20 protein-coding genes are annotated in these 23,028 nt (G+C 30.9%); 10 read left to right on the forward strand and 10 right to left on the reverse strand.

Annotation, left to right across the window (positions count from 1 at the left end; genetic code table 11):
- Positions 1–150 precede the first annotated feature (150 nt).
- Positions 151–1,089, reverse strand: a complete 939-nt coding sequence (locus PKN74_RS04350; protein ID WP_472308981.1) for a D-2-hydroxyacid dehydrogenase — start codon at positions 1,087–1,089, stop codon at positions 151–153.
- A 6-nt stretch (positions 1,090–1,095) separates the two neighbouring features.
- On the reverse strand, positions 1,096–2,244 hold the full coding sequence (locus PKN74_RS04355) for a pyridoxal-phosphate-dependent aminotransferase family protein (protein ID WP_472308983.1): 1,149 nt from the start codon (positions 2,242–2,244) through the stop codon (positions 1,096–1,098).
- Positions 2,245–2,538: 294 nt separating this feature from the next.
- Between PKN74_RS04355 and PKN74_RS04360 the strand changes: the two genes are divergently transcribed.
- The 4 genes from PKN74_RS04360 to PKN74_RS04375 are packed head-to-tail and all read left to right on the forward strand — an operon-like array spanning position 2,539 to position 6,134.
- Positions 2,539–2,919 carry a L7Ae/L30e/S12e/Gadd45 family ribosomal protein gene (locus tag PKN74_RS04360; RefSeq protein WP_472308985.1) on the forward strand — a complete coding sequence of 127 codons (381 nt, stop codon included), beginning with the start codon at positions 2,539–2,541 and terminating at the stop codon, positions 2,917–2,919.
- Positions 2,880–4,973 (forward strand): translation initiation factor IF-2, encoded by a 2,094-nt coding sequence (infB, locus tag PKN74_RS04365; protein ID WP_472308987.1) that lies wholly within the window; start codon positions 2,880–2,882, stop codon positions 4,971–4,973. Before PKN74_RS04360 ends, infB begins: the two co-directional genes overlap by 40 nt.
- A 54-nt stretch (positions 4,974–5,027) precedes the next feature.
- Entirely contained in the window at positions 5,028–5,375 is a 348-nt protein-coding gene (gene aroH, locus PKN74_RS04370; RefSeq protein ID WP_472308989.1) for a chorismate mutase, read from the forward strand.
- A gap of 45 nt (positions 5,376–5,420) precedes the next feature.
- Positions 5,421–6,134 (forward strand): YjjG family noncanonical pyrimidine nucleotidase, encoded by a 714-nt coding sequence (locus PKN74_RS04375; protein ID WP_472308991.1) that lies wholly within the window; start codon positions 5,421–5,423, stop codon positions 6,132–6,134.
- On the opposite strand, the gene PKN74_RS04380 is transcribed toward PKN74_RS04375, so the two are convergent.
- Positions 6,131–7,447: an alpha-amylase family glycosyl hydrolase gene (locus PKN74_RS04380; protein ID WP_472308993.1), complete on the reverse strand. Its 1,317-nt coding sequence runs from the start codon at positions 7,445–7,447 to the stop codon at positions 6,131–6,133. The genes PKN74_RS04375 and PKN74_RS04380 overlap by 4 nt on opposite strands.
- 422 nt (positions 7,448–7,869) lie before the next feature.
- Here PKN74_RS04380 and PKN74_RS04385 point away from each other — a divergent pair, with 422 nt between their 5' ends.
- From PKN74_RS04385 to PKN74_RS04395, 3 genes are all read left to right on the forward strand, one after another.
- Positions 7,870–9,066 (forward strand): TolB family protein, encoded by a 1,197-nt coding sequence (locus tag PKN74_RS04385; protein WP_472308995.1) that lies wholly within the window; start codon positions 7,870–7,872, stop codon positions 9,064–9,066.
- A 184-nt stretch (positions 9,067–9,250) separates the two neighbouring features.
- The gene (locus PKN74_RS04390) at positions 9,251–10,099 is read left to right on the forward strand and encodes an alpha/beta fold hydrolase (RefSeq protein ID WP_472308997.1); all 849 of its coding nucleotides are present in this window, start codon (positions 9,251–9,253) and stop codon (positions 10,097–10,099) included.
- Between the two features lie 50 nt (positions 10,100–10,149).
- Complete coding sequence (locus PKN74_RS04395) at positions 10,150–11,145, forward strand: dienelactone hydrolase family protein (protein WP_472308999.1); 996 nt, start codon at positions 10,150–10,152, stop codon at positions 11,143–11,145.
- Between the two features lie 157 nt (positions 11,146–11,302).
- Here the strand turns inward: PKN74_RS04395 and PKN74_RS04400 are convergent, their stop codons facing one another.
- The 5 genes from PKN74_RS04400 to PKN74_RS04420 form a co-directional block, all read right to left on the reverse strand.
- Entirely contained in the window at positions 11,303–12,328 is a 1,026-nt protein-coding gene (locus PKN74_RS04400) for an ABC transporter ATP-binding protein (protein ID WP_472309001.1), read from the reverse strand.
- On the reverse strand, positions 12,279–13,304 hold the full coding sequence (locus tag PKN74_RS04405) for an ABC transporter ATP-binding protein (protein WP_472309003.1): 1,026 nt from the start codon (positions 13,302–13,304) through the stop codon (positions 12,279–12,281). Before PKN74_RS04405 ends, PKN74_RS04400 begins: the two co-directional genes overlap by 50 nt.
- Before the next feature lie 7 nt (positions 13,305–13,311).
- Positions 13,312–14,175, reverse strand: coding sequence for an ABC transporter permease (locus tag PKN74_RS04410; RefSeq protein WP_472309005.1), 864 nt, complete (start codon positions 14,173–14,175; stop codon positions 13,312–13,314).
- 9 nt (positions 14,176–14,184) lie between these two features.
- Positions 14,185–15,195, reverse strand: coding sequence for an ABC transporter permease (locus PKN74_RS04415; RefSeq protein ID WP_472309007.1), 1,011 nt, complete (start codon positions 15,193–15,195; stop codon positions 14,185–14,187).
- Between the two features lie 82 nt (positions 15,196–15,277).
- Entirely contained in the window at positions 15,278–17,149 is a 1,872-nt protein-coding gene (locus PKN74_RS04420) for an ABC transporter substrate-binding protein (RefSeq protein ID WP_472309009.1), read from the reverse strand.
- A gap of 703 nt (positions 17,150–17,852) precedes the next feature.
- Between PKN74_RS04420 and PKN74_RS04425 the strand changes: the two genes are divergently transcribed.
- The 3 genes from PKN74_RS04425 (at position 17,853) to PKN74_RS04435 (ending at position 21,138) form a co-directional block, all read left to right on the forward strand.
- The gene (locus PKN74_RS04425) at positions 17,853–18,695 is read left to right on the forward strand and encodes a sugar phosphate isomerase/epimerase family protein (RefSeq protein ID WP_472309011.1); all 843 of its coding nucleotides are present in this window, start codon (positions 17,853–17,855) and stop codon (positions 18,693–18,695) included.
- A gap of 315 nt (positions 18,696–19,010) precedes the next feature.
- On the forward strand, positions 19,011–20,309 hold the full coding sequence (locus tag PKN74_RS04430; protein WP_472309013.1) for an amidohydrolase family protein: 1,299 nt from the start codon (positions 19,011–19,013) through the stop codon (positions 20,307–20,309).
- Between the two features lie 46 nt (positions 20,310–20,355).
- A complete protein-coding gene (locus PKN74_RS04435; RefSeq protein WP_472309015.1) occupies positions 20,356–21,138 on the forward strand; it encodes an ECF transporter S component in 783 nt (260 codons plus the stop codon).
- A gap of 64 nt (positions 21,139–21,202) precedes the next feature.
- Here PKN74_RS04435 and PKN74_RS04440 read toward each other — a convergent pair whose 3' ends face one another.
- Both PKN74_RS04440 and PKN74_RS04445 read right to left on the reverse strand, forming a co-directional pair.
- Complete coding sequence (locus PKN74_RS04440) at positions 21,203–21,814, reverse strand: superoxide dismutase (RefSeq protein WP_472309017.1); 612 nt, start codon at positions 21,812–21,814, stop codon at positions 21,203–21,205.
- A 351-nt stretch (positions 21,815–22,165) separates the two neighbouring features.
- Positions 22,166–23,028 (reverse strand): ComEC/Rec2 family competence protein (locus PKN74_RS04445; RefSeq protein WP_472309019.1); only part of this gene is annotated, 863 nt, incomplete at its 5' end.

The following is a 23,028-nucleotide window of genomic DNA, read 5'->3' on the forward strand; positions in this document are numbered from 1 at the left end:
ATTGTTGAGAATCATTTTACCTTCTTTAATAAAACCAATTAAAAATTCATTTAATAACACTGTATGTCAGCTTTAAGTTAATCTTCTGAATCCAACCAACTTTAATTATATCATAATTTTTCAAATTAGTTTTGAAAATAGATTAAAAAATTAAAAGGCCATTATTTTGTGGACTTCTTCGATTATTCTATCAATAATGTTAATTCCAACTCTTTCTTGAGCTTCTTTAGTAGAAGCACCTATATGAGGTGTCACAATTACGTTAGGAAGTGAAAATAGTTCTTTATAAAAATCATTTGCAGGCGGCTCCTCTTCAAATACATCTAACCCTACTCCATATATTTTACCATTTTTAAGGTATTTTAATAGAGCTTTTTCATCTATTAACCCACCTCTTGCAGTATTAACTATTACAACGTTGTCTTTCATCAGCTTCATTTCAGGCTCGCTGATTATATGGTAAGTTTTTTCATTTTTTGGAATGTTTAGAGATATAATGTCTGATTTTCTAAGTAATTCTTCAAAAGGCACCTGGCTGACCTTGTATTCTTTTTGTTCTAATTCGGTTAAATCAACAATATCATGGACTAAAGTGGTTGTATCAAATCCAATTAACAACTTGGCCAGATTTTTACCGACATAACCAAATCCAATTATTCCAAATGTTTTCCCAGATAGTTCTAACCCCTCAAGTTCTTTTTTCTCCCATTTCCCTTCTTTGAGACCTATTGTTGCTCTAGTAATATTTCTATATATATCTATAACCATACCTATTATTAACTCTGCAACAGAAAGAGCATTTTGACCCGGAGTATTTAATACTTTTATGTTTTTTGTGTCAGCTGCTTCAACGTCTATATTATCCAAGCCCATTCCAGCTCTACCTATAATCTTCAGTTTTGGTGCACTCTCAATAATTTCTTTGGTAACTTTTGTTGCGCTTCGAACAATCAAAACGTCCACATCTTTCATTTTTACTTTCAGATTATCTTTATCAAGGTGTTCAGAAGTTATTACTGCCTTGGGTAATTTTTCTTTTAGTTTCTGCAGAGCATTTTCATCCAAAGGATCATTTATGTGAATTCTCATTTCACATCACACTCTTTCGTTAACAAAAATTTCTTCAGATGCTATTACACCTTTTCCTAATTCGACTTTAAATCCAAATTTATTTAAGCTCATTTCTAATGCGCTAATCGCAGTTATAATGTCAAATTTAGACATGTAGCCCAAATGAGCTATTCTTATTATTTTTCCCTTAAGCTGAGACTGCCCCCCTGTAAATACTACACCCCAATCATCTCTCAAAAATTTTATAAGTTTCTCAGCATTTACTCCTGCTGGAACTTTTATAGCAGTTATTGCATTTGAAGGTTTTTCCGCAAAAAGCTCTAGGTTAAGGGCTTTAATACCAGCTCTTGTTGCCTGACCCATTATTCTATGCCTTTCCCAAATATTTTCAATGCCCTCTTCTTTCAACATAGCTGTAGATTTAACAAGTTGGTAAATAAGATTGACAGGCGGAGTAAATGGAGAATCTGGATAATTCTTTTTATAAGATCTCATATCAAAATAATATCTGGCGTTTTCACTTTTTTCAACTACCTTCATTGCTTTATCATTTAGGGCAATCATTGCCAATCCTGGGGGCATCATAAATCCTTTTTGTACGCCGCATACCACTACATCAATATTCCATTCATCCATTTTTAATGGTTCCGCTAATAACCCAGAAATCGCATCCACTACTAATAAAGCGTCTGTATCTTTTACTACATCGGCAATTTCTTTAATAGGATTTACTACTCCTGTAGAGGTTTCACAAAGAGTTGTAAAGATGGCTTTCGTGTCTGGATTTTTATCTAGAACTTCTTTTATTTCTTCGGCTCTAACATATTTACCCCATTCAACATCAAGTTCCACTAACTCTGCTCCATAAGCCTCACATAACTCACACCATCTTTCGCCAAACTTACCACCATTAACTGCTATTGCCTTATCTCCACGAGACAATAAGTTAGCAACGGCAGCTTCCATTGCTCCAGTGCCAGAAGATGCGATCGTATAGACAGGATTATTTGTTTGAAATAAGTACTTTAAATTTTCCAATGCTTCATTTTGAATTTCTAGATACTGCGGAGTTCTGTGATGAATTGTGTCTTTCGCACCTTCGAGTAAAATATCAATTGGTACAGGTGTTGGCCCCGGAGTCATTAAATAATTCTTTTTTAGCATTCTAGCCACGAATATCCCCTCCCTTGTTTTTGAATGCTCTGATTGTATTTTAACTCAATTTATAGTATTTTTTTAAAAATTATGAAAAGTAAAATTTTAAAGAGTCGAAAGTATACAATAAATGGGAAAATTTTCGTATTTCTTATTTTGTTAGGTATTCTACCACAGTTTACATGAAATAATATGGACAAATTTTGTCTACTTTTAGGATTCTGCTTCATAAAAGAAAAAATTTTGAAAGAAGACGATTTAATGTTATAATTATTATTATAACAATAACAATTTGAAAGAGGGATCTTTAGAATGAATTTCAACGTAGATGAGGAGAAAATTTTAAGTTTATTAGGCATGGCTGCAAAATCAAATAGTATTGTATATGGTAAAGTTGGCATTAGAAATTATATTAGTTCTCCTCGTATAAAACAAAAATTAATTATCGTCGCGATAGATACTGGTAAAAGAGTTAAGTTAGATACTTTTAACAAGTGTAAAAAATTCAAGGTCCCTTTTATTGAAATTAATAAGACAAAATCAGAGATTTCCAAAGCACTAGGATGCGAAAGCGTAAGTGTCATAGGAATCACAAATGAGGACATCATAAAAGGTATTTTAGAGTTAGTTCCTGAAAAGGAGGTGATTAATAGGTGCCAAGGACTCGGGTATACGAAATTGCAAAAGAATTAGGAATGAATTCAAAAGAATTAATCGAAATTCTGCAAGAAGAATTTGACATACAAGTTAAAAGCCATATGAGCACTTTGGAAGAAGATACTGTTGAGGCCATAAAAGAACTGATTGAAGAAATGAGAGAAACAAAAAAATCTGATAGAAAACACAAAAATACAGTTAAAGAGACTAAAGACACGGCTAAGGAGGAAGAAAAAATATCTGAGCTAGTAGAAGAAAGGCCATTAAAAGAGATTTTTTTATCTCAAGACAGTTTAACTCTTGATAAATTAGCAAAAGAGATAGGTGTAGAACAGAATGAAATCATTAAAGATATGTTCATGAAAGGAAAGGCATTAAGACCTGGACAAGAATTGGATAAAAAGACGATTGAAGAAATTGCTTTTAGTTATAATGTCATTGTCAATTTTGAATCTCCAAAAAAAAGAGTTGTAACTGAAGAAAGTGAAGAAGATATAGAACTTCAACTTGCCAAAAAATGGGAAGAAATTTATGAAAAAGAAAAAGATCGACTAGAGAACAGACCACCTGTAGTTACGATAATGGGCCATGTGGATCATGGGAAAACTAGCCTTTTAGACGCTATTAGACATAGCAGGCTTGCTGAAAAAGAGGAAGGCGGTATAACTCAATCAATAGGAGCATACCAGATTGAATATAATGGTAAAAAGATTACTTTTATAGATACTCCAGGTCATGAAGCGTTTACTGAAATGAGGGCCAGAGGCGCTCAAGTAACGGATATAGTAGTCCTTGTTATAGCTGCGGATGACGGGGTAATGCCTCAAACAATTGAAGCATGTAACCATGCGAAAAGTGCTAATGTTCCCATTATAGTTGCTATCAATAAAATAGATAAGCCAAATGCGAATGTAGAACTAACAAAACAACAAATGGTTTCAAAACTTGGTCTAGTTCCTGAAGATTGGGGAGGAGATACTATAACCGTTCCTATTTCCGCCAAAACATCCAAAGGTATAGATGATCTTTTAGAAATGATACTTTTAGTTGCAGAATTACAAGATATAAAATGCATTCCAGATGGCAAAGCCAGAGCAGTTATTATAGAAAGTAAAATTGATAAAGCCATGGGGCCTTTAGGAACAGTTATAGTAAAAGATGGAATTCTGAAGACTGGCGATGATTTTGTAGCGGGCGCTACATATGGTAGAGTAAGAAGGATGATAAACGACAAAGGTCAGACTGTTGATGAGGCAACTCCTTCAACTCCCGTACAAGTTTTGGGGTTTAATGATGTACCAAGCATGCATTCCATATTGTATGTAGTTGATACAAAAGATGAAGCTCGAACTCTCGCTGAAAAAATAAGGCAGAGGGAATTAGAAAAAGCTCAGGCTTCCAGTAAAAGACATATTAAACTTGAAGATATAATGGAGATGATGCAAGCACAGGAAAAGAAAACGCTAAATATATTATTGAAGGCAGGAACTTATGGTGAAATAGAGGCATTAAAAAATGCTATTCAAAAATTTGAAAATCCAGACATAGACATAAAAATAGTGCATGCAGGAATTGGTGCAATTAGTACGAGTGATATTATGCTTGCTTCTGCATCAGATGCAATAGTTTTAGGTTTTCGAGTGAAAGCCGACCCTAAAGCTGTAAAGATGGCTGAAGCAGAAGGAATACAAATTAGAAGATATAATATTATTTTTGATCTTATAGATGATCTAAAGAAAGCATTAGAAGGAATGTTAGAACCAGAAGAGAAAGAAGAAATAATAGGATACGGTATAATAAAAGATGAATTTAAAATAAAAGGTGTGGGGAAAGTTGCAGGTGTCCAAGTAACAGAAGGTCAAGTATTGAAGAACGGCGGGGTAAGAATTTACAGAAATGGTTCTTTAGTAGCTGATGTAAAAATCGCAAGTCTAAAACATTATAAGGATGAAGTCAAAAGTATCGAAGCTCCTAAAGAATGTGGGATATTATTTGAAAATTTTGAAGATTTCTCAAAAGGTGACGAATTAGAATTTTATAGGATTGTAAAAGTAAAAAGAGAACTTAATATAGAACAAAGCACAAAATAGATATTTTCTTACGTTAAAATGAAAAAATAAACATGTTGGTGGGTTGAGATTAAGATGGAAAAAGATTATAAAATACATGGGATAAGAGGTGCCACATCTATTGAAGAAGACAATGCAGCACATATAAGTGAGAGAGTGTTGGAACTGTGGAAAGAAATTATCTTGAATAATGATATATTAAGGGTAATTTCTGTTATTTTTTCAGTAACAAGTGATATTAAGTCCCTCAATCCAGCTACTGTTTTAAGAAAAAAATTAAATTTAAATACCATCCCTTTTATGTGTTTAACGGAACCTGAGTTTGAAAATTCCTTCTCGAAAATTATTAGGGTGCTTATCATTTGTGAAAGTAGCACCCAAAATTTTGTTTACCTTCATAAGGCATCTCAGCTAAGACAGTAAAAAATATTTGAAGTGGAATATTAATAATATTAAGAGGTGGAAGTTTTGTCTCATAGTAAGATTAAAATGATTTATTTTGATTTAGACCATACTCTGTGGGATTTTGAAAGTAATTCGAAAAGTGCACTTAAGTTAGTCTATGATAATTATAAAGAAATATTTAATTCGGTAATGCAGGAAGATTTTATTGCAACATATCAAAAAATAAATGTCCAACTGTGGGATTCATATAGAAAAAAAGAAATAAACCAAGAGGAATTAAAAATTCTTAGATTTGAATTAACCTTAAAAGCTTTGAACATTAAATACGATGAATCTTTAGTTAAAAGAATTAATGACTTTTATTTGGATGTATTATCAAAACAAGAGAAGCTTATAGATGGAGCAAAAGAAGTTTTAGATTACCTCGTAGGTAAATACGAGTTAGGTATTTTAACTAATGGTTTTAGAAAAACTCAACTAGCAAAATTAAAATCTTCAGGGATAGAAAAATATTTTGCAATTTTGGTAAGTTCCGAAGACACGGGATCCCCAAAGCCAGATGAAAAAATATTTAGTTTTGCTCAAAAAGTTGCTGGTTACTTAAAAGAAGAAATAGCTTATGTTGGTGACGATTTAGAAAATGATATTCTACCTGCCAAAAAATTTGGGATGCAGGCTATTTGGTTCAAGAACAATAGCTCCTTTAATGATTATTTGTCAGTCGAAGATGACATCATAGTAATAAACAATTTATCAGAGTTAATAGAAATATTTTAAGTAATTTCTAAATAATAAATTCCTTTTCTAAATTTATAAATACTTTCGCCAGATATTAAATCGATACATTCTTTGTTTAGTTCAAATGGCTCCTCCTCTAAAGAAATTAAAACAATAACTTTATCATTATCTTTTTTCTTTTTAAAAATCAATCTTTTTTTGGTTACCTCTACTAATTCATAATCTCCTCTTGACAAAGCCGGATGTTTTTTTCTTAAATCAATCAATGTTTTTGTATATTTAAAAATTTCATATTCTTTTTCTGTCCAATTTTTTTTAAATTTCATCGCTACTCTGCCACTGTCAGAGAAATGAGACGCGAAGGGATCTCCTTTCAACGCAATTTCATTACCATATTCTAACATTACATTTCCAGTTAATGTCATAAGTAATCCCATCGCTATGTAAAAAGATTCCATATCCTTGCAGATATCAATAAATCTGGGTAAATCATGATTTTCAATGAAATATGTTAGTTGGAAAGTATCTTCATTAAGTTTGTTAGATAATATAATTTGTTCATACAAATCTTCTAAAGATCTTTTCCTTTCGCCTATGGTTTCTTTGATACTATTGTAGGTAGCAAAATCGAAAAGGCTTGTAAAACGTTGATTGTTAGAGCCTTTAAATTTTTTCAGTAAAGCAAAATTTTTTTCTTTATCTCCTTCATCTTCCCATACTTCACCCAAGATAATTACATCCTTATTTATTCTTTTCATTCTTTCAGAAAATTCTTCTAGAAAATCTAAAGGTAGACCTAAAGCGTGATCCAACCTGAATCCATCTAAATCAAATTTATCTAACCAATATTCTCCAACTCTAATTAAAAATTCTCGAGTATCTCTATCTGTTAGATTCCAAAACAAAAATGATCTTTGCCATCTTTCTTCCTGCGGGGATTGAGGAGGTTCTGTTTTAACTTTCAAATCTTGAGGAATTGTAGAAAAATCATAGTCTTTTGAGGCATGGTTTAAAACCAAATCGATAATAACTTTTATTTTTCTTTTATGACACTCTTCCAATAAATTTTTAAAAATCAAATTTGCTTCCTCTTTTGAAGAAGAACTAATGTTTTCAGAAATTGAGAAATAATCAACAACATCGTACCCATGAGTAGTATGAGATTTAAATATTGGACCTAGATATATTAAATCTATTCCAAGTTCTTTTAGGTAATCTAATTCTTGAATTATTCCTTGTAGATCACCATCTATTGCATTTTTCTCGTAATATTTATATGTTTCTTTGGGAAAATCATTATTTATTTCTCCATTTTTAAAGAATTTGATTAATATGTGATATCCATTAAACACAATTTAGCCTCCTAACGTATGTTGTAATTGCTTTTAAAAATTCTAAAATGAACATTTTATAAATGTTTTAGATTTAGATTTTTGGATTTATTTCTCATTCAAAAACGTCTCGTATAGATTGACTTTACAATTTTTGGCCCTTGTACTGGAAGAGAGGTAGAAGGGAACCTCCTCGTGACCCATATAAATATAAAACTTATTTTTCAAAATCTAAATTTACCATGAATATTTTCAGTATTCATTTTATCATTTATATTTTAAGTAAATGAAAACGTTTCCTAAATATAACTTTATTAAGAGTTGAGAAAATAAAAAAAATAACTTAAATTCTGATATAATTGAGAAATAAGTAAATAAGTTTAATTGATAAAACTAATAAACAAAAAACTTACTTTTTACAAGTCAAAGGTGAGAAATAAGTTATGAAAAAAAGGGTTTATACTGTATTTTTATTATTAATAACTTTAATTTCTTTTTCCGCGAATTTGTCGAAAGATACTATGCTGGTTAGTTTAAACGATAATACGTGGATTACAAGGCAAATTGCTGAGAAAGTTAAGAGCATAGGAAATTATATGTATGAAATTGAAATAAAGGATGCAATGACGGATTTGATAAGAACCGAAGATTACGATGTGATAATGAATATTTTCACCAATACAAAGGAAAATATCACTATTGCATTTGGTTATTTTCAAGGAGGAGGGTTTTCCTATGCGGAAACAACAGACCAAACTGCCGATTGGGTTGAAAAATTTTCTGTTAAAGCTTTAGAAAACTTATCTTTTCAGAGATTTTTATATGGTGAAAATTGGGATATTTTACAACTTACTTTTTGGAAGGGCGTAGATGAATACCCTATTTATCAGAATGGGAAAATGTATTTTATCAGCGACCGTTATATAGGTAACAGAGAATTATATATATTTGATTTCGAAAATGGTACTGAAATTAAGATACCCTTAGAATCTTCGGCTGAATATTTTCCCGATATATCTCCTAATAATAATTATTTAACATTTCAAACTAGTTTGTTTGGGAAATGGGATGTAGTTTTATATGATTTGACCACCAAAAAAATAACAAGAATTAGCCCTTCAAACAGGAATGCTTATTCTCCTTATTTTTATGATAATACTTTAATATTATTTACCATGGAAGATGAAACCAGTAAAGGGACTGAAATTTGGTCTTATGACCTATACTATAAAAAGTTAGAAAAATTAAGCGATTCAAAACAGCTCTTAAAATTTAGACCAAGTAAATGGAATGGCAATAACATAGCCTTTTATGCAATTAATTTAGATGATGCTAGTGTGAATATTTATTATTTAGATGAAAACAATAAAGCATATCCATTGATAGTAGGTCCTTTTAACCAAACAGATAGTTGGTCAAACGGCTCAGATTTGTTGGTATTTTCTGAATTCAATGGAAAGTACTTTAATATTTATGAATACAATAATGGAGAAAAAGTAAATCTAACTAATTCTATTACAAATGATTGTTTTTATCCCACATACTCGCCAGATAAAAAATATGTTTTTTTTACCAATTATTACTCCGAAGCAGATGTCTTTGTATTAAATCGTGAAGCTATTTATAAGAAAAAGAAATAATTATTTTGGAGGGATGTAAATATCAGCAAATTATCCCGAGAATGATTTAATTAATGATGTTTCAAAAAAAAGTACAGATTCTAAATTTTTTAAAAATGTATTTAAAATTTTAGGAATTTTTTTAATAGTTGTGCTGTTTTTTTGGAATGTTTTTGTTACGCTTTTAATTTTGATATTACTTAATATGAAAACTCTAAAGAAATCTATTTTTGGGAAACTTCCTTTAGAGTTTGACAAAAATTCTTTTGTAGGTCCAATAACCTACACATATAAAGAAGAAAACGTCCCCTTAAAATTAGACATCTATTATCCTGTAAATGAACATGAAAAATACCCAACAGTTTTTTTTGCCCATGGAGGTGGGTGGATTAGTGGAAGCAGAAAGTTGGCTAGTGTCACAACTTGGTCTAAATTTTTAGCTAGTAGAGGATTTACAGTTATAGCGATAGACTATAGATATAGTTATTTTCATGATTATGAAGAATTGATACAAGATTATTCTGCTGCTTTAGAGTATATAAAAAATAATTGTGAAAACCTAAAAATCGACAAAAACAAAATAGTGTTAATGGGAACTTCTGCCGGAGGAACACTATCACTTTATTACGCAGCGTTTAATACTTTTAACAATAATTTACAGGCAATGGAAGGAATAAAAGGTGTTGTTAGCTGGTATGCGCCGGCAGATCTTTTAGATTTATGGAGTGTAGAATCGTTATTTGCAAAAGTTGCAGTAATAACTACAATGAAAGGCAGTCCAAATAGAAAATTTGAAGATTATAAACTTTACTCACCTATAAACTATATATCGGAAAGAATGTGTCCAACGCTTCTTGTTCATGGTGAAAAAGATACAACAGTCCCTGTTGAATCATCAAAAAAACTTTATAAAAAATTGAAAGAATATGGGGTTTATACAAAATTACTCATTCACCCAAAGGGTAATCATAGCTTTGAACTAGATTTAAAAGATTTTTTGACAATCAAATATGTAGAAAAGACCGTTAGTTTTATGAAAGAACTATGTAAATAGTAAGGATTTATAAATTATAAAAATTATTTTGCAATAAGGGGATAGAAAAAGTGATTAATTTTAATTATGAAAAAACTAATGTAGATTTTGTTCAAGGATACATAAACAAAGGGAGAAATTACAGAGAATCATTAATTAGGTATCTTTCTTTGTATAAACAAGCCAAAAAAGGAACTGAATTAAATGAAGTATATCTTTTTGAGCCGAAGAAAAAGGCAGTAGGTCTAGTTATTATTCTTCATGGCTTAGGTACCAAGAATATTTCTTATATCTTCAAAATGGGAAGATATTTTTCTAATTTTGGGGTTAGAGCTGTAATTCCAATACTTCCTGAAAATTATACAAGAACTTCAAATGGCTCTATGAGTGGTAAAAAATATTTTTCTGATAGTATAGATAGCATCTTAAATACTTGGGAACACGCAGTTGTAGATATTTTATCTCTTATAGATTTATTGAAAATAAATAACTTGTGGCACGAAAATAATTGTATGATTGGATATTGTTTAGGTGGGATGGTTTCTGTATTAGTTAATTCTTTAGATTCATCTATTAAACATAATTTCATAGTAGCAAGTGGAGGAAACATTGCGGATCTTATCTGGAATTCGCCGATTCTTGAATTTGCCCGAAGAGATTTTTTAAATCAGAAGGACAACAAATATTACTTAAATGATAAAGAAAGTTTAATCCAAATCTTTCAACAATCGCTTAAGAACTTAAACGATTTTAAAAGTGTGGGTGATGTTCTAACATCAGAAATTCATCCTTTATTAAAAGTAGATCCTGCTGTTTACGCCAAATTTATACCCAAAGGAAAGGTTACTTTTTTGGAAGCTGCTTTTGATCTTGCTTTACCGAAGAGTTCAAAGAAAATATTGTGGGAAAATTTAGGAAAACCTAAAAGAATTGTTTTGCCTATAGACCATATCACCTGGTTGGCTTTTCATAGACTAATATCAAACATTATATTAAATGAAATGAAGTTTGAAGGAGTAGGCTACCAATTTTTAAACTTAAGATATATAGCAAGGTTTCAAAAATAAAAGCCTGCAAAAAGTGCAGGCTTTATTTTTTATGTGTACCTGGCATGTGTAAAAGCTAAAGAGGAGGAAGTAACCTGTTGCTTAGTAGTGGGAACCATAAGCTGAAGATAAGAAGTATTATGATCATCTTCATTTCAAAAGAATTATGATTCCAAAGCTAGATTTTAACTTTTGTAGTTACACCTTCTTTAGCATATAGATGACATTTTACTTCTCTTCCTTCTTTGAAAACAATGGGGGGTTCCACTTCTTTACACACTTTCATCGAATAAGGACATCTTTCACAAAATTTACACCCTAATCTCGAAAATTCCTTTACTTCTAAAGATGATAACTTGATCTCTTCTTTCCACGTACCTTCCGGATCAGGTTGTGGAACTGATTCTATAAGCATTTGAGTGTATGGATGTAAGGGCAAAAGCATAACCTTATCAACATCTCCAAATTCTACTACATCTCCCCTAAGCATTATTGCTATCCTGTCACTTATGTAATAAGCAGTTGCAAGATCATGGGTAATATACAAAACATTTACATTATATTTGACCTTTAGTTCATTGAATAAGTTTACAATAGACATCCTCAATGATGCATCAACCATTGAAACAGGTTCATCCGCTATTAATAAAGCTGGTTTGGTTATCAAAGCCCGTGCTACTGACACTCTTTGAAGTTGACCTCCGGATAATTCATTTGGATATCTCCCTTCGATTTCTGCTAAGGTTAATCCTACCGATTTTAAAGAATTCTCGATAATCTTCGATATTTCATTTTTGGTATTTGCCAAATTATAATTTCGAGCAGTTTCATACAGATAAGAATCAACTTTTTTAAGTGGATTAAATGTTTCAAAAGGATTTTGAAATATAGGCTGCACTTCTTTCATATATTCCATTAATTCGTTTCTTTTTTTAATATGAGTAATGTTATTTCCTTTATAAATAACTTCTCCTGAAGTGGGGGTTTCAAGCCCAAGTATCATTCGAGCAACCGTTGTTTTACCACTACCTGTTTCTCCTGCAAAAGCCAATATTTCAGGATTATCTCCTTTTATATTAAAGCTTATATTATTAACAGCTTTTAATTTACTCCCAAAAATTCTACCTCCAATATTAAAAACCTTTACTAAATTTTTAACTTCTAATAGATTCTGAGACAATTTTCTCACCTTCTTCAATTTCATCCGAATATAGAAAACACGCCACTTGATGTGACTTATCATAATTTATAAATTTAGGTATATGTTCCCTGCAAATGTCTTTTGCGTAAGGACATCTAGGATGAAATCTACATCCGGAAGGTGGATTTGCTAAGGAAGGAGGGTTCCCAGGTGCGCTTATTCTTTGCCTTTTGTCTCCTATCTTTGGCAAAGATCTAATTAAAAATTGTGAATATGGATGTTTGGGATTTGTAAATAAAGTCTCCTTTTTTGCAATTTCCACTAATTTCCCTGCATACATAACAGCTATTCTGTCTGCAACGTTTGCATGAACCGCCATATCATGAGTAACTATTAGCATAGTGTTTTCCTGTTCTTTGTGTAACTTTTTTAGCATTTGTATAACTCCTCTTTGCACAATGACATCCAAAGCAGTTGTTGGTTCATCTGCAAATATAATTTTAGGCTTAAGTATAGTAGCTAAAGCAATGGTCGTTCTTTGCCGCATTCCTCCTGATAGTTGATGTGGGTAAGAATCAAGGACTTCTAAAGGTAATCCTAGATATTTTATGTGTTCTTCCATAAGTTTTTCATATTCTTCTTTTTCTTCTGCTGTTTTATGGGCTTTTATAACATCTTCAAATGTTTTTCTAATTTTTCTCACTGGATTTAGAGTACTCATAGAACCCTGGGGAATATACGATATATCTTCCCACTGTACTTCTCTTAATTGCTTTTTATCTAAGGTCAATAAATTAAAATGCTTATTATCGTATGAATAATTAACTTCTCCAGCTAAAACTCTGAGTGGGGGTTTTATCATGGACAAAAGTACTTTTAACAAGGTACTTTTTCCGCACCCAGACTCGCCTGCCAACCCCATAATTTCATTTTCTTCAAGAGAAAAAGTTATATTGTCCACTGCTTTAACATCTCTTTCTACTCCGTAAACATGTGTGATATAGTAAGCGGACAATTCTTTTACTTCTAGTAAAGGCATAATAATATTAACCTCCCATTTTAATTCTTTGTAATCTTGTCCGGGGATCTAAAAATTCACTAATACTTACAGATAACATGTATAATGCCACAAAAAATAAAACTGAAAGAATAATAGGAGTTAAAATCCACCACCAAATACCTCTAAATATAGCTTGATATTGCATAGCCCAGTATATTGTGGTTCCTATTGTTGGCGTTTCTAGGCTAGATAAACCTAAAACTGATAAACTTATTTCCATACCTAAAGCCGAAAGTATAGTATTTATAAAATTTGCTATGACCCAAGGAATAACAAAAGGTAAATGTTCTTTAAAAACTACTTTCCACATATTCATACCTGAAAAAACTGCGGTGTGGGTGAAGTCTCTTTCTCTTAAACTTAAAACTTGTGCTCTCACTTGTTTTCCTGCCCACGGCCAAGAAAACATAGAAATAATTAATCCCATAGTAAACATATTCATCTTATCTCTTAACGAAAAAGATAAGAAAATTAAGATCGGTAAGGAGGGTAATACTATGAAGCTATCGTTTATAGACATCAAAACTTTATCCAAGGCACCTCCTTTGTAACCCGCTATTAAACCAACAATTGTTCCTATTATGTTAGCAACAAAAGCAGTAGTTAGCCCTAAAATAAAAGAGTTTCTTAAAGCGTGAGTTGTATTCCAAAAAATGTCTTGTCCCATTGAATTTGTTCCTAAAAAGTATTTTGAACTAGGGGGCCTATCTTTTGGAACAACATTCCACGACCTGGGATCATATGGAGAAAAAAAGGATAATATCGCCAATAAGGCTAAAATACATATCACAATAAAACCAAATAAAAATTTTTTATCTCTTTTTAAAAGATCTTTTAATATGACAAACATAGTCTCACCTCATCTATATCTTATTCTTGGATCGAATAATGGATAAAGTAAATCAATTATTAAAGAAGCTGTTGATATAGCAATTATTGAGAGAACAGTGATTCCCATCAACATATTGAAGTCACCGTTTGTAACGGCATTTTTTAATAATAAACCAACTCCAGGGTAGGAAAATGCCACTTCTGTAATAACAGCACCATTAAAAATTCCTCCTAATTGCAATCCTAAGGCAGTTATTTGAGGTAATATTCCATTTCTCATAACATAACTGAAAAGTAGTTTGCCTTTAGGTAAACCTGCAAATTCTGCATAAGTTACAAAATCTTCAGCTACAACATTTGACGTCATTGAACGCATACTAAGAAACCACCAACCCATTCCTATAATTATTAAAGATATAGCAGGTAAAATACTATGGTGTAATACATCTAAAATGAAAGACCAACTAAAAGATGGCCTAATTCCTATACTGTATCCTCCCATCATTGGAAAAATAGGAAACACATAAACAAATAAAATTACTAAAATCAACGCCATAACATAATAGGGAATAGGATATATAGACATTGCAACTACCGCTAACACATCAGACCATTTCTTATCTTTAAAGTAGCCGGCGATACCTCCTAGAATGTTTCCAATTATCCAAGATAACAAAGTTGTATTAATTAATAAGAAAAAAGTCCAAGGCAATGAATTTAGAACAATTTCCATAACAGGTGTTGGGAACATTGATAAAGAAGGACCTAAATCAAAGGTAAAAAGGTGTTTCCAAAATGCTAAATATTGTTCTAGTAAAGTTCCTTCTAAACCATACAATTCTTTTAATGTTTGTTGCAAACTTTCAAAAGCTTGTGGTTCCATATATGTTCCTCCATAAGCTGCCAACCTATTTATTGTTGCTTGTACAGGATCTATAGGTGTTAGCCTAGGGACGATAAAGGTTATCGTAATCCCTATAAAAACGACAACCACGTATTGAATCAATCTAGGAATAATATACGTTTTTAAAACTTTCAAAACATCGTTCCTCCTTTTGTTTTTTAAAATAAAGCCCGCCAACTAAAGCGGGCTTTATTATTTTATAAAATCAGGAAAATATTTACTTTCTTCCAGTTGGTTCAAGTCTAGGGTACATAAATTTTGCTTCTCCCCACCATGAAACAGGAGCCATATATGGATTGTCAGCCGATGGATAATTTGTCCAATAATAGTTATCATTAGCATTGAATTTTTTATTAATAGCTATTGGTATAAGGGGCATCTCTTCTACAACAATTTTGAAGAAATCTTTAGTTAATTCGACTAATTTTGGATCATCTGGAGACAAAGAAGCCATGGCCTCAATAAGTTTATCAGCTTTCGCGGGTGCTTTCCACCTTATGTCATTGTATCCAGTAGTGGCTTTGCCTGAAGGAGTATAAAATTGAGAGTGATAATGTTGCAAACGGCTCCACAGATCAGGTCTACCTAAAGCACCTAGCATATTCCCCCAAGCAGATATGACATCAAAGTCTCCTATAGTTCTTCTGGTTGAAAAAATACCTGATTCTCCTGTATCAACGTTAACTTCTATTCCAAATTTTCTCCATTGATCTGCAACAGAAAATCCTAATCTTGTTGAATCTGGTTCGACTCCAGATGGAGCAAGTATACTAATTTTCCATATTTCTCCATTTGGTAAATGCCACTTTCCATTTTTATCTTTTGAGAATCCATTTTCAATGAGTAACTTTTCTGCTTCAACTGGATCATATTTCCACCAACCGATGCCCCAAATATCTTCTGGATCGCCGCTTATTGAATATCCCTGTTGAATTGCGTAATCTTTAATTCTTTCAGCAATATTAGTATCGAAAGGTTTATATCCGTCTTCTAAGGTAAAACTTTCAAGCCAGGGTTCTAACGGTTTATAATAGACACCCATATAATAAGAAGTTGGACAAGTTGGAAGAGGAGTTACCCTTGTTATTCCATTGTAAACATTTTGAACTATTTCTTCCATGTTTATTGCAAGAGTTAAAGCCCATCTAACATCTTTCAAATTAAATGGATATTTTTCGTTGTTAAAGCCCATGTACCTGGCATTCGTGTCGTCCATCCATGCCCATGGAAAATCCTTATACCAAACTACAGAATATTCATTCCTTTTTCTTAATACTTCCCAACCTTCAGGTGTTAAGTCAAAGATCATATCCAATTCATGTCTTGCTTGAGCCATGACTTTTCTATCAACTTCAGGATAAGCTACAAAAATTATATATGTAGGTTTTGGTTCACCATATAATTGACCAACACTTGTTCTCTCCCAATCATCACGTTTTTTATATAAAAACCAATATCCTTGGGTGTCATAACTTTCTAGTACGTAAGGAGTGAGAGAAACTGGGGGATAAAAATTATAAGATAATGGATCTTCTACCTTTTCCCATATATGCTTAGGTTGCATCCAAGTTGTTCCAAAACTTAAAGAAGTTAAAAAATCATGAAATCTAGGGTATGATTTTGTAAGTTCTACTATAACCGTGAAATCATCAGTTTTGTATATATCCTTTACATATTGTTTATAGGAAGCACTATCTTTAAAACCTGGATTGTTCATAATATTTTTAATAGTAAAAACTACATCATCTGCAGTGAATTGAACGTTATCACTCCAATAAATGCCTTTTCTAAGTTTAATAGTCATCTTGGTGAAATCTTCATTATATATAGGTGGTTCTACTGCTAGGGCATTTATCAGTTCACCGGTTTGTGGATCTACATACCACAACCCATCTGTTATACATTGATGAACCCCTTGAGAAGGAACTGATCCAGGGATCCATATGTTAAAATTATTTGGATTAGCGATACGTCCATAAGAAGTTTCAACAATAAGTGTTTCATTTCGTGGAACCGTTGGTAAAATTTGTGAAAAAATCACTCCCACCATAACTACAATCAAAGATAAAAACCATACTTTCTTTGCCATCTTAAATAACCTCCCTTTCTCTAAAATAATATTTCCACCTTGTAAAATCCCAAAAGTTTTATTTTATTTAATGTTGTTACTAAAAATTTGAATTAAAAAAACAACTCATTCTTAGATTTAAAGCAAGTTTCTCCACAACCCAAATATCAATTTTAATAGAGAAAGGATATGAAGTTATTATCTTTAATAAACATAAATTTAAGGTGTTATATTATTTGTAAAAAATTTTTTCAATAATCCTTTTTTATAAAGAAAACATTTTTAGAAATATAATATTTTTAATCTAAAAATATTATATTTCTAAAACACTAAAATACAAAGCTCTGAAAAAGACAAAAAAAATCGTTTATTAATAATTAAAAATGATTGTTCTTGATTATTAGTTAAATTCTTAAAAAATAAAAATTTTATTTTAAAATTGATTTAATTTAAAAAAATCTAAAGTACATTAATTAGAGTCAAGAAATTAGGATAAAATTCAATTACTTTAATAATTTTTTTAAGCTAAGAATTGCTCTGCTTATAAAATAGGTAGATAAAAATAATAACCTTTCTAAAAAATATTTCAATAGATAAAACATTAATTAAAGCCATAAATTGATAATTTTACTTTTTCTATTTGGATAAAATCCCAAGATTTTTATTCATTTTTTGTTAAAATTTAAAATATAGAGGAATCTATTTTACGGAGGAGGTATCTGAAATGAAGAAAGGTATAAATGTTTGGTCATTCCCATCTAATATGTCTATTAGCTCAAAATTGAAAATAACAAAAGACGCAGGCTTTGATGGTATTGAATTAAGTTTAGACGAAGAGGGTGAAATAAGTTTGAAAAGTTCTCACCAAGACCTTTTAAAAGTCAAGCACTTAGCAGAAGATTTCAATATCCAAATTCCAAGTGTAGCGACAGGCTTATACTGGAAATATTCTTTTACTAGTAATGATTACTTTATCCGCCAAAAAGCTAAAGATATCGTTAAAAAGCAATTAGAAGTTGCTTCAATATTAGGTGCAGATACAATTTTAGTTATTCCAGGAATTGTAGGTGCGGATTTTATTCCCAACTGTGAAATTGTAGAGTATCATAAAGCTTATGAACGCTCCTTAGAAACATTTATGGAATTAAAAAAAGAAGCAGAATCATTTAAAGTCAGTATCGGATTAGAAAATGTATGGAACAAATTTTTATTATCTCCTCTCGAATTTAGAGACTTTATTGATAAAATTAATAGTTCTTATGTGGGTATTTATTTAGATGTAGGAAATGTTCTCTACACAGGTTATCCAGAACATTGGATAAAAATATTAGAAGGAAGAATCAAAAAGATTCATTTAAAAGATTTCAAGCAGAAAATAGGAAACTTGAATGGCTTTGTCGATTTATTATCTGGAGATGTTAATTTTCCAAAGATAATAGAAAATCTAAAGACTACAGGATATAATGGATATTTAATAGCAGAAATGGCACCTTATAAATATTATTCAGATCAAATAATATATAATACTGCTCGATCTCTTGATAGAATGTTAAAAGATAATGTCTAAACATTAACAAAAATTTGTTATTATTGATACCCTTCTCCCTGATTCGTAGAATTTATAAAGTATCATAAATACAAATTTAACAAAAGAGACTTTGAAAAAATAAGGTTATGAAATTATAAGGGTTAAAGGATAGGGCCCAACCTCTCTTTTTCCAAATACCATTCCCAAACGTCTTAAAAAGACGAACACTAAATAAGAGTTAGAACAAAGGAGAAATTTTTTTCAAAAATCTAAAAACAAAACATTTATAGGATATATGTGTTAGAATTGCTAAAGTAGTTATCTTGAAAACACTAGATGGAGGTAACCTTGATAATGTACATACTGAAGAAAGATGGGAATTTTCATTATATTAATACAAAATCTAATAATCGTTCTTACATTACACCTTTTGTAACTGATACACATCTTCATGTACTAGGTTTAGGAGAAAAACTTTATTTTCCATCACTAGAAGGGGAAAATTTAAAAGAGATTAGATATATTATTGAAAATCTTTTAGAGAATAATCCTAAAGAAATTATTCTAAGAGGCTGGTCTGAAGAATTTGCAAGACCAACTAAAGATTTTTTAGATAATATAACAACAAATTTACCTATTATTTTAATTCGTAGGTGCGGCCATTTAGCAGTTGTCAACTCTAAAGCACTTGAAGTTGCCGTTTTTAATGACTCTAAAGAATATATAGATTTTACTACAGGAATTGTGAAAGAAAAAGCATTAGAAAAGATTTACCAGATAAAAGATTTTTCAGATTTTTCAGCATATGCAGAAAAAATTTGGGGTTATGCTAAAGATTATTTGATTGGTAAAGGTTATGGTTTTGTTCACTCTGATGATTTGCACGGAATATCTAAAGAAGATTTACCCTTTAAACCTACTGACAATTTAAATGTTTTTGAGAAAGTTGCGATAAATAACCATGAAGACCTAATATTCTATTATGAAAACGGCTATTTTGACAAATATTCTTGTGTTAAAGTATATTTAGATGGTTCATTAGGAGCTAGAACTGCGTTTTTACTGGAGAAATATAATGATGATTATAATAATTTTGGAATAAAACTTTGGGAAGATGAAGAATTAATAAAGGTTATAGATTTTTGCGAAAAAAATAATTTGCATTTAGCCGCCCATGCAATTGGTGATGGAGCGGTTGAACAATTATTAAACGCCTTTGAGAAAGCAAAACCAAAGCTAGTTCATAGAATTATCCATGCTATAGTTTTAAACGAAAATCAAATAGAGAGAATAAAAAAACTCAAGATTATACTTGATATACAACCACAATTTATTGAATCAGATAAAGTTTTCATACACCAAAGACTTGGTAAGAGACTTAATAAAGCATTTAATTTTTCAAAATTATACGAAACAGGGGTCCCTTTATTCATTTCTTCTGATGCTCCTGTAGAAGAGCCTAATTGGGTTAGAGATTTGAAAACCTTAAATAATCTAGGAATACCTTACAGCTATTCTTTGTTTCAGATTACTTACGGTCCAGAATTTATAGATAATTTTGATAGAGAACTTGCTACTTATGAACAAGTATTAATCTTTAAAGATAACCCTTTCAATCAAATCTCTATGCCCAAAGTGTATAATAGTAAATAAACAAAATACAAAAGGAAAAAACATATATCAAGAAGGGGGTGCCCCAGTGAAAATAAAAAACTTAGTAACAACTGGTATTATGATTGCTTTAATTTTTGTATTGACTTTTGCAATAAAAGTTCCAGTTCCTTTTACAAGGGGTTATATTCACCTGGGGGACAGCATGATTTTTATAACATCCATTTTATTTGGGTGGAAGGTTGGAGCTTTGGCTGGTGGATTAGGTTCTGCTTTAGCAGATATTGTTGGTGGATATGCTTTTTGGGCGATACCTACTTTTATCATTAAAGGAGCAATGGGGGCATTAGTGGGCTTAATATCGGAAACTTACAGGAAAAAATACTCTTTAAAAAAGGAAATTAGCATTTTCTCACTGAGTGTAGGTATATGGGTTGCTTTTATTCTAAGTGTTTCTTTTAGTTTAAAAAATTTATTAAACAATCTGGCTACTTCAACAATAACTCCAACTTTAATGAATGAGTTAGGTTATGAAAATATTGAAGATTTAAAAGTATTTTTGTTGAATACTAGAAATTTAATAAATATCATTTTAATAATAGTTCCTATAATTTTAATTTTGATTTCATTAGTTCTAAGAAAAAAAGATTTAAAACTTTTCAATCTTGGAAATTTAATGGGAAGTGTAATATCAGGATTATGGATGGTCTTTGGTTATTTTCTTGCAGGTAGGATATTGCTTGGAAATTGGATTATCCCAATTTTCGAAATTCCATGGAATATTTTACAATTTACTATAGGAATGATCGTAGCATATAGTGTTTTATGGGCTTTTAGAAATACAAAACTTTTTCAAAGTTCAGAGATATGAATGAGTTAATAGAAAAAAGGAAGGTCAAAAAACGACCTACCCATGTTTTATAGTTTGTTTTGAATTATAAAAGAGAAAGGTAGCGTTTCTCAACTTCATCCCAATTTACCACATTCCACCAAGATTCTATATATTCAGCTCTTCTATTTTGATATTTTAGATAATAAGCATGCTCCCATACATCTATGCCGAAAATGGGTGATAACCCCACCGATATAGGATTATCTTGATTTGGTGTTGACATAACCGCTAAATGTCCATAATTATCCATTACTAACCAAGCCCATCCACTGCCGAATCTGTTAATAGCAGAGTTAGAGAACTCAGATTTAAATTTTTCGAAGTTTCCAAACGTTTTTTCTAAAGCTTGAGCTAGCTTTCCAACAGGTTTTCTACTACCATTAGGTCCCATAATGTTCCAAAATAAAGTGTGGTTATAATGACCTCCTCCATTATTTCTCACGGCTTCTCTAATATCACTTGGAATGTTATCCAAGTCTTTCAAGAGATCTTCGATGCCTTTATTCATTAATTCTGGATGTTTTGCTAAAGCTTCATTCAACTTGTTTACATACGTAGCATGATGTTTAGTATAGTGAATTTCCATAGTTCTTGCGTCTATATATGGCTCCAATGAATCGTATGCATAAGGTAATTTTGGCAATTCAAATTTCATAGTAACACCTCCAATATAATTAGGTTTTTAAATCAGACAATTTTTGTCGTATTTAAATTATACTATAGTTTTTTGAAAAAGTCAACCATCACTTTAAAAACATGGAAAACTTTGAATGAAGAAAATTGAATTTGAGTAACTTCTAAGGTCAAACTCTCCTGGCTTTTAGGTTAAAGATCAGTTAGAAGAGTTATAAAAAGATATTTTTTAAAAGAATCGTGATTGAATTTTAACTATGCAATAAAACATCAATTCGAAGGAGTGCCAGGGAGAGAAAGTAATTGACTATAAAACAAATTCTGTAATAATTGTCAAATCAGATAATTAAAAATTTTCTTAATATGTGAAAAATTAAGATTTGAAGGTACTAAGGTGAGTAATAGAAATTACGTAAAAAATAAATATAAAACTCCAAAGTAGCAGAGGAATAAATTTAGTATTAAAGGTAAGAGGTTTAAAAAAAGTGAATAATTTTACATATTTTTTAACCGATAAAGCAAAAAATGTTGAGAAAGAATGCAAAGCTTTCCAGGGCAGAAGAGCAGAAGATAATCCACAGATTATCAATAACGAAATAGCGGGTGTTAAAAGAGGAGTGACAAAAAGTCCCAATAATGAAATCTCACCAAAATATATCACCGAAAGCGGAAAAACACCTATATAAGAAGCTACCGGAATTAACAACGTTTTCAGAGAAGTATTGTTTACATTATTAGAAGTAAATAAAATCATAAAAGAGGCAGCATAACTCATTAAAAAACTAATATTAAAAATATTTTCTGGAATATATAAAAGATTAAGATAACCTATAAGTCCTAGGATGTTATATGAATTAATGGGAATATCAAGTAGTTTAAAAATGTTCAAAACAACCAACATACTTACCGCTCTAACAGAACTTGGTGTAAAACCCGTTAAAATTAAATAACTGCTAACTGCAATGGTACTTACAATTAGGCGAAGGTTTCTCTTTGAAAACAATAAATTTACAAAAAAAGTTATTAAAGAATAGATTAAAAACACATGCATACCTGAGACAGCAAATAAGTGAAGGGTACCTGTTTCTTTGAATATCTCTTTATCTCTTAAGTTCCCCATAAAAGAACTAACCAAAACATCCCTTGCTTCTTCATTTTTAATATTTTCATACAACCTACTTGTAATATTATCTTTTATTTTCATAATAGATTTATTATTAGCAGGAGCAATATATT

The organism is Defluviitoga sp., from assembly GCF_035349255.1.
Lineage (GTDB): Bacteria > Thermotogota > Thermotogae > Petrotogales > Petrotogaceae > Defluviitoga.

What these genes read in the sequence shown, in the direction of transcription:
- PKN74_RS04425 (WP_472309011.1), top strand. Translation starts at nt 17,853, where the DNA reads ATGAAGAAAGGTATAAATGTTTGGTCATTCCCATCTAATATGTCTATT.
- PKN74_RS04385 (WP_472308995.1), top strand. Translation starts at nt 7,870, where the DNA reads ATGAAAAAAAGGGTTTATACTGTATTTTTATTATTAATAACTTTAATT.
- PKN74_RS04400 (WP_472309001.1), bottom strand. Translation starts at nt 12,328, where the DNA reads ATGAAATTGAAGAAGGTGAGAAAATTGTCTCAGAATCTATTAGAAGTT.
- PKN74_RS04405 (WP_472309003.1), bottom strand. Translation starts at nt 13,304, where the DNA reads ATGCCTTTACTAGAAGTAAAAGAATTGTCCGCTTACTATATCACACAT.
- PKN74_RS04440 (WP_472309017.1), bottom strand. Translation starts at nt 21,814, where the DNA reads ATGAAATTTGAATTGCCAAAATTACCTTATGCATACGATTCATTGGAG.
- PKN74_RS04390 (WP_472308997.1), top strand. Translation starts at nt 9,251, where the DNA reads ATGAAAACTCTAAAGAAATCTATTTTTGGGAAACTTCCTTTAGAGTTT.
- PKN74_RS04410 (WP_472309005.1), bottom strand. Translation starts at nt 14,175, where the DNA reads ATGTTTGTCATATTAAAAGATCTTTTAAAAAGAGATAAAAAATTTTTA.
- PKN74_RS04350 (WP_472308981.1), bottom strand. Translation starts at nt 1,089, where the DNA reads ATGAGAATTCACATAAATGATCCTTTGGATGAAAATGCTCTGCAGAAA.
- PKN74_RS04430 (WP_472309013.1), top strand. Translation starts at nt 19,011, where the DNA reads ATGTACATACTGAAGAAAGATGGGAATTTTCATTATATTAATACAAAA.
- PKN74_RS04360 (WP_472308985.1), top strand. Translation starts at nt 2,539, where the DNA reads ATGAATTTCAACGTAGATGAGGAGAAAATTTTAAGTTTATTAGGCATG.
- PKN74_RS04420 (WP_472309009.1), bottom strand. Translation starts at nt 17,149, where the DNA reads ATGGCAAAGAAAGTATGGTTTTTATCTTTGATTGTAGTTATGGTGGGA.
- aroH (WP_472308989.1), top strand. Translation starts at nt 5,028, where the DNA reads ATGGAAAAAGATTATAAAATACATGGGATAAGAGGTGCCACATCTATT.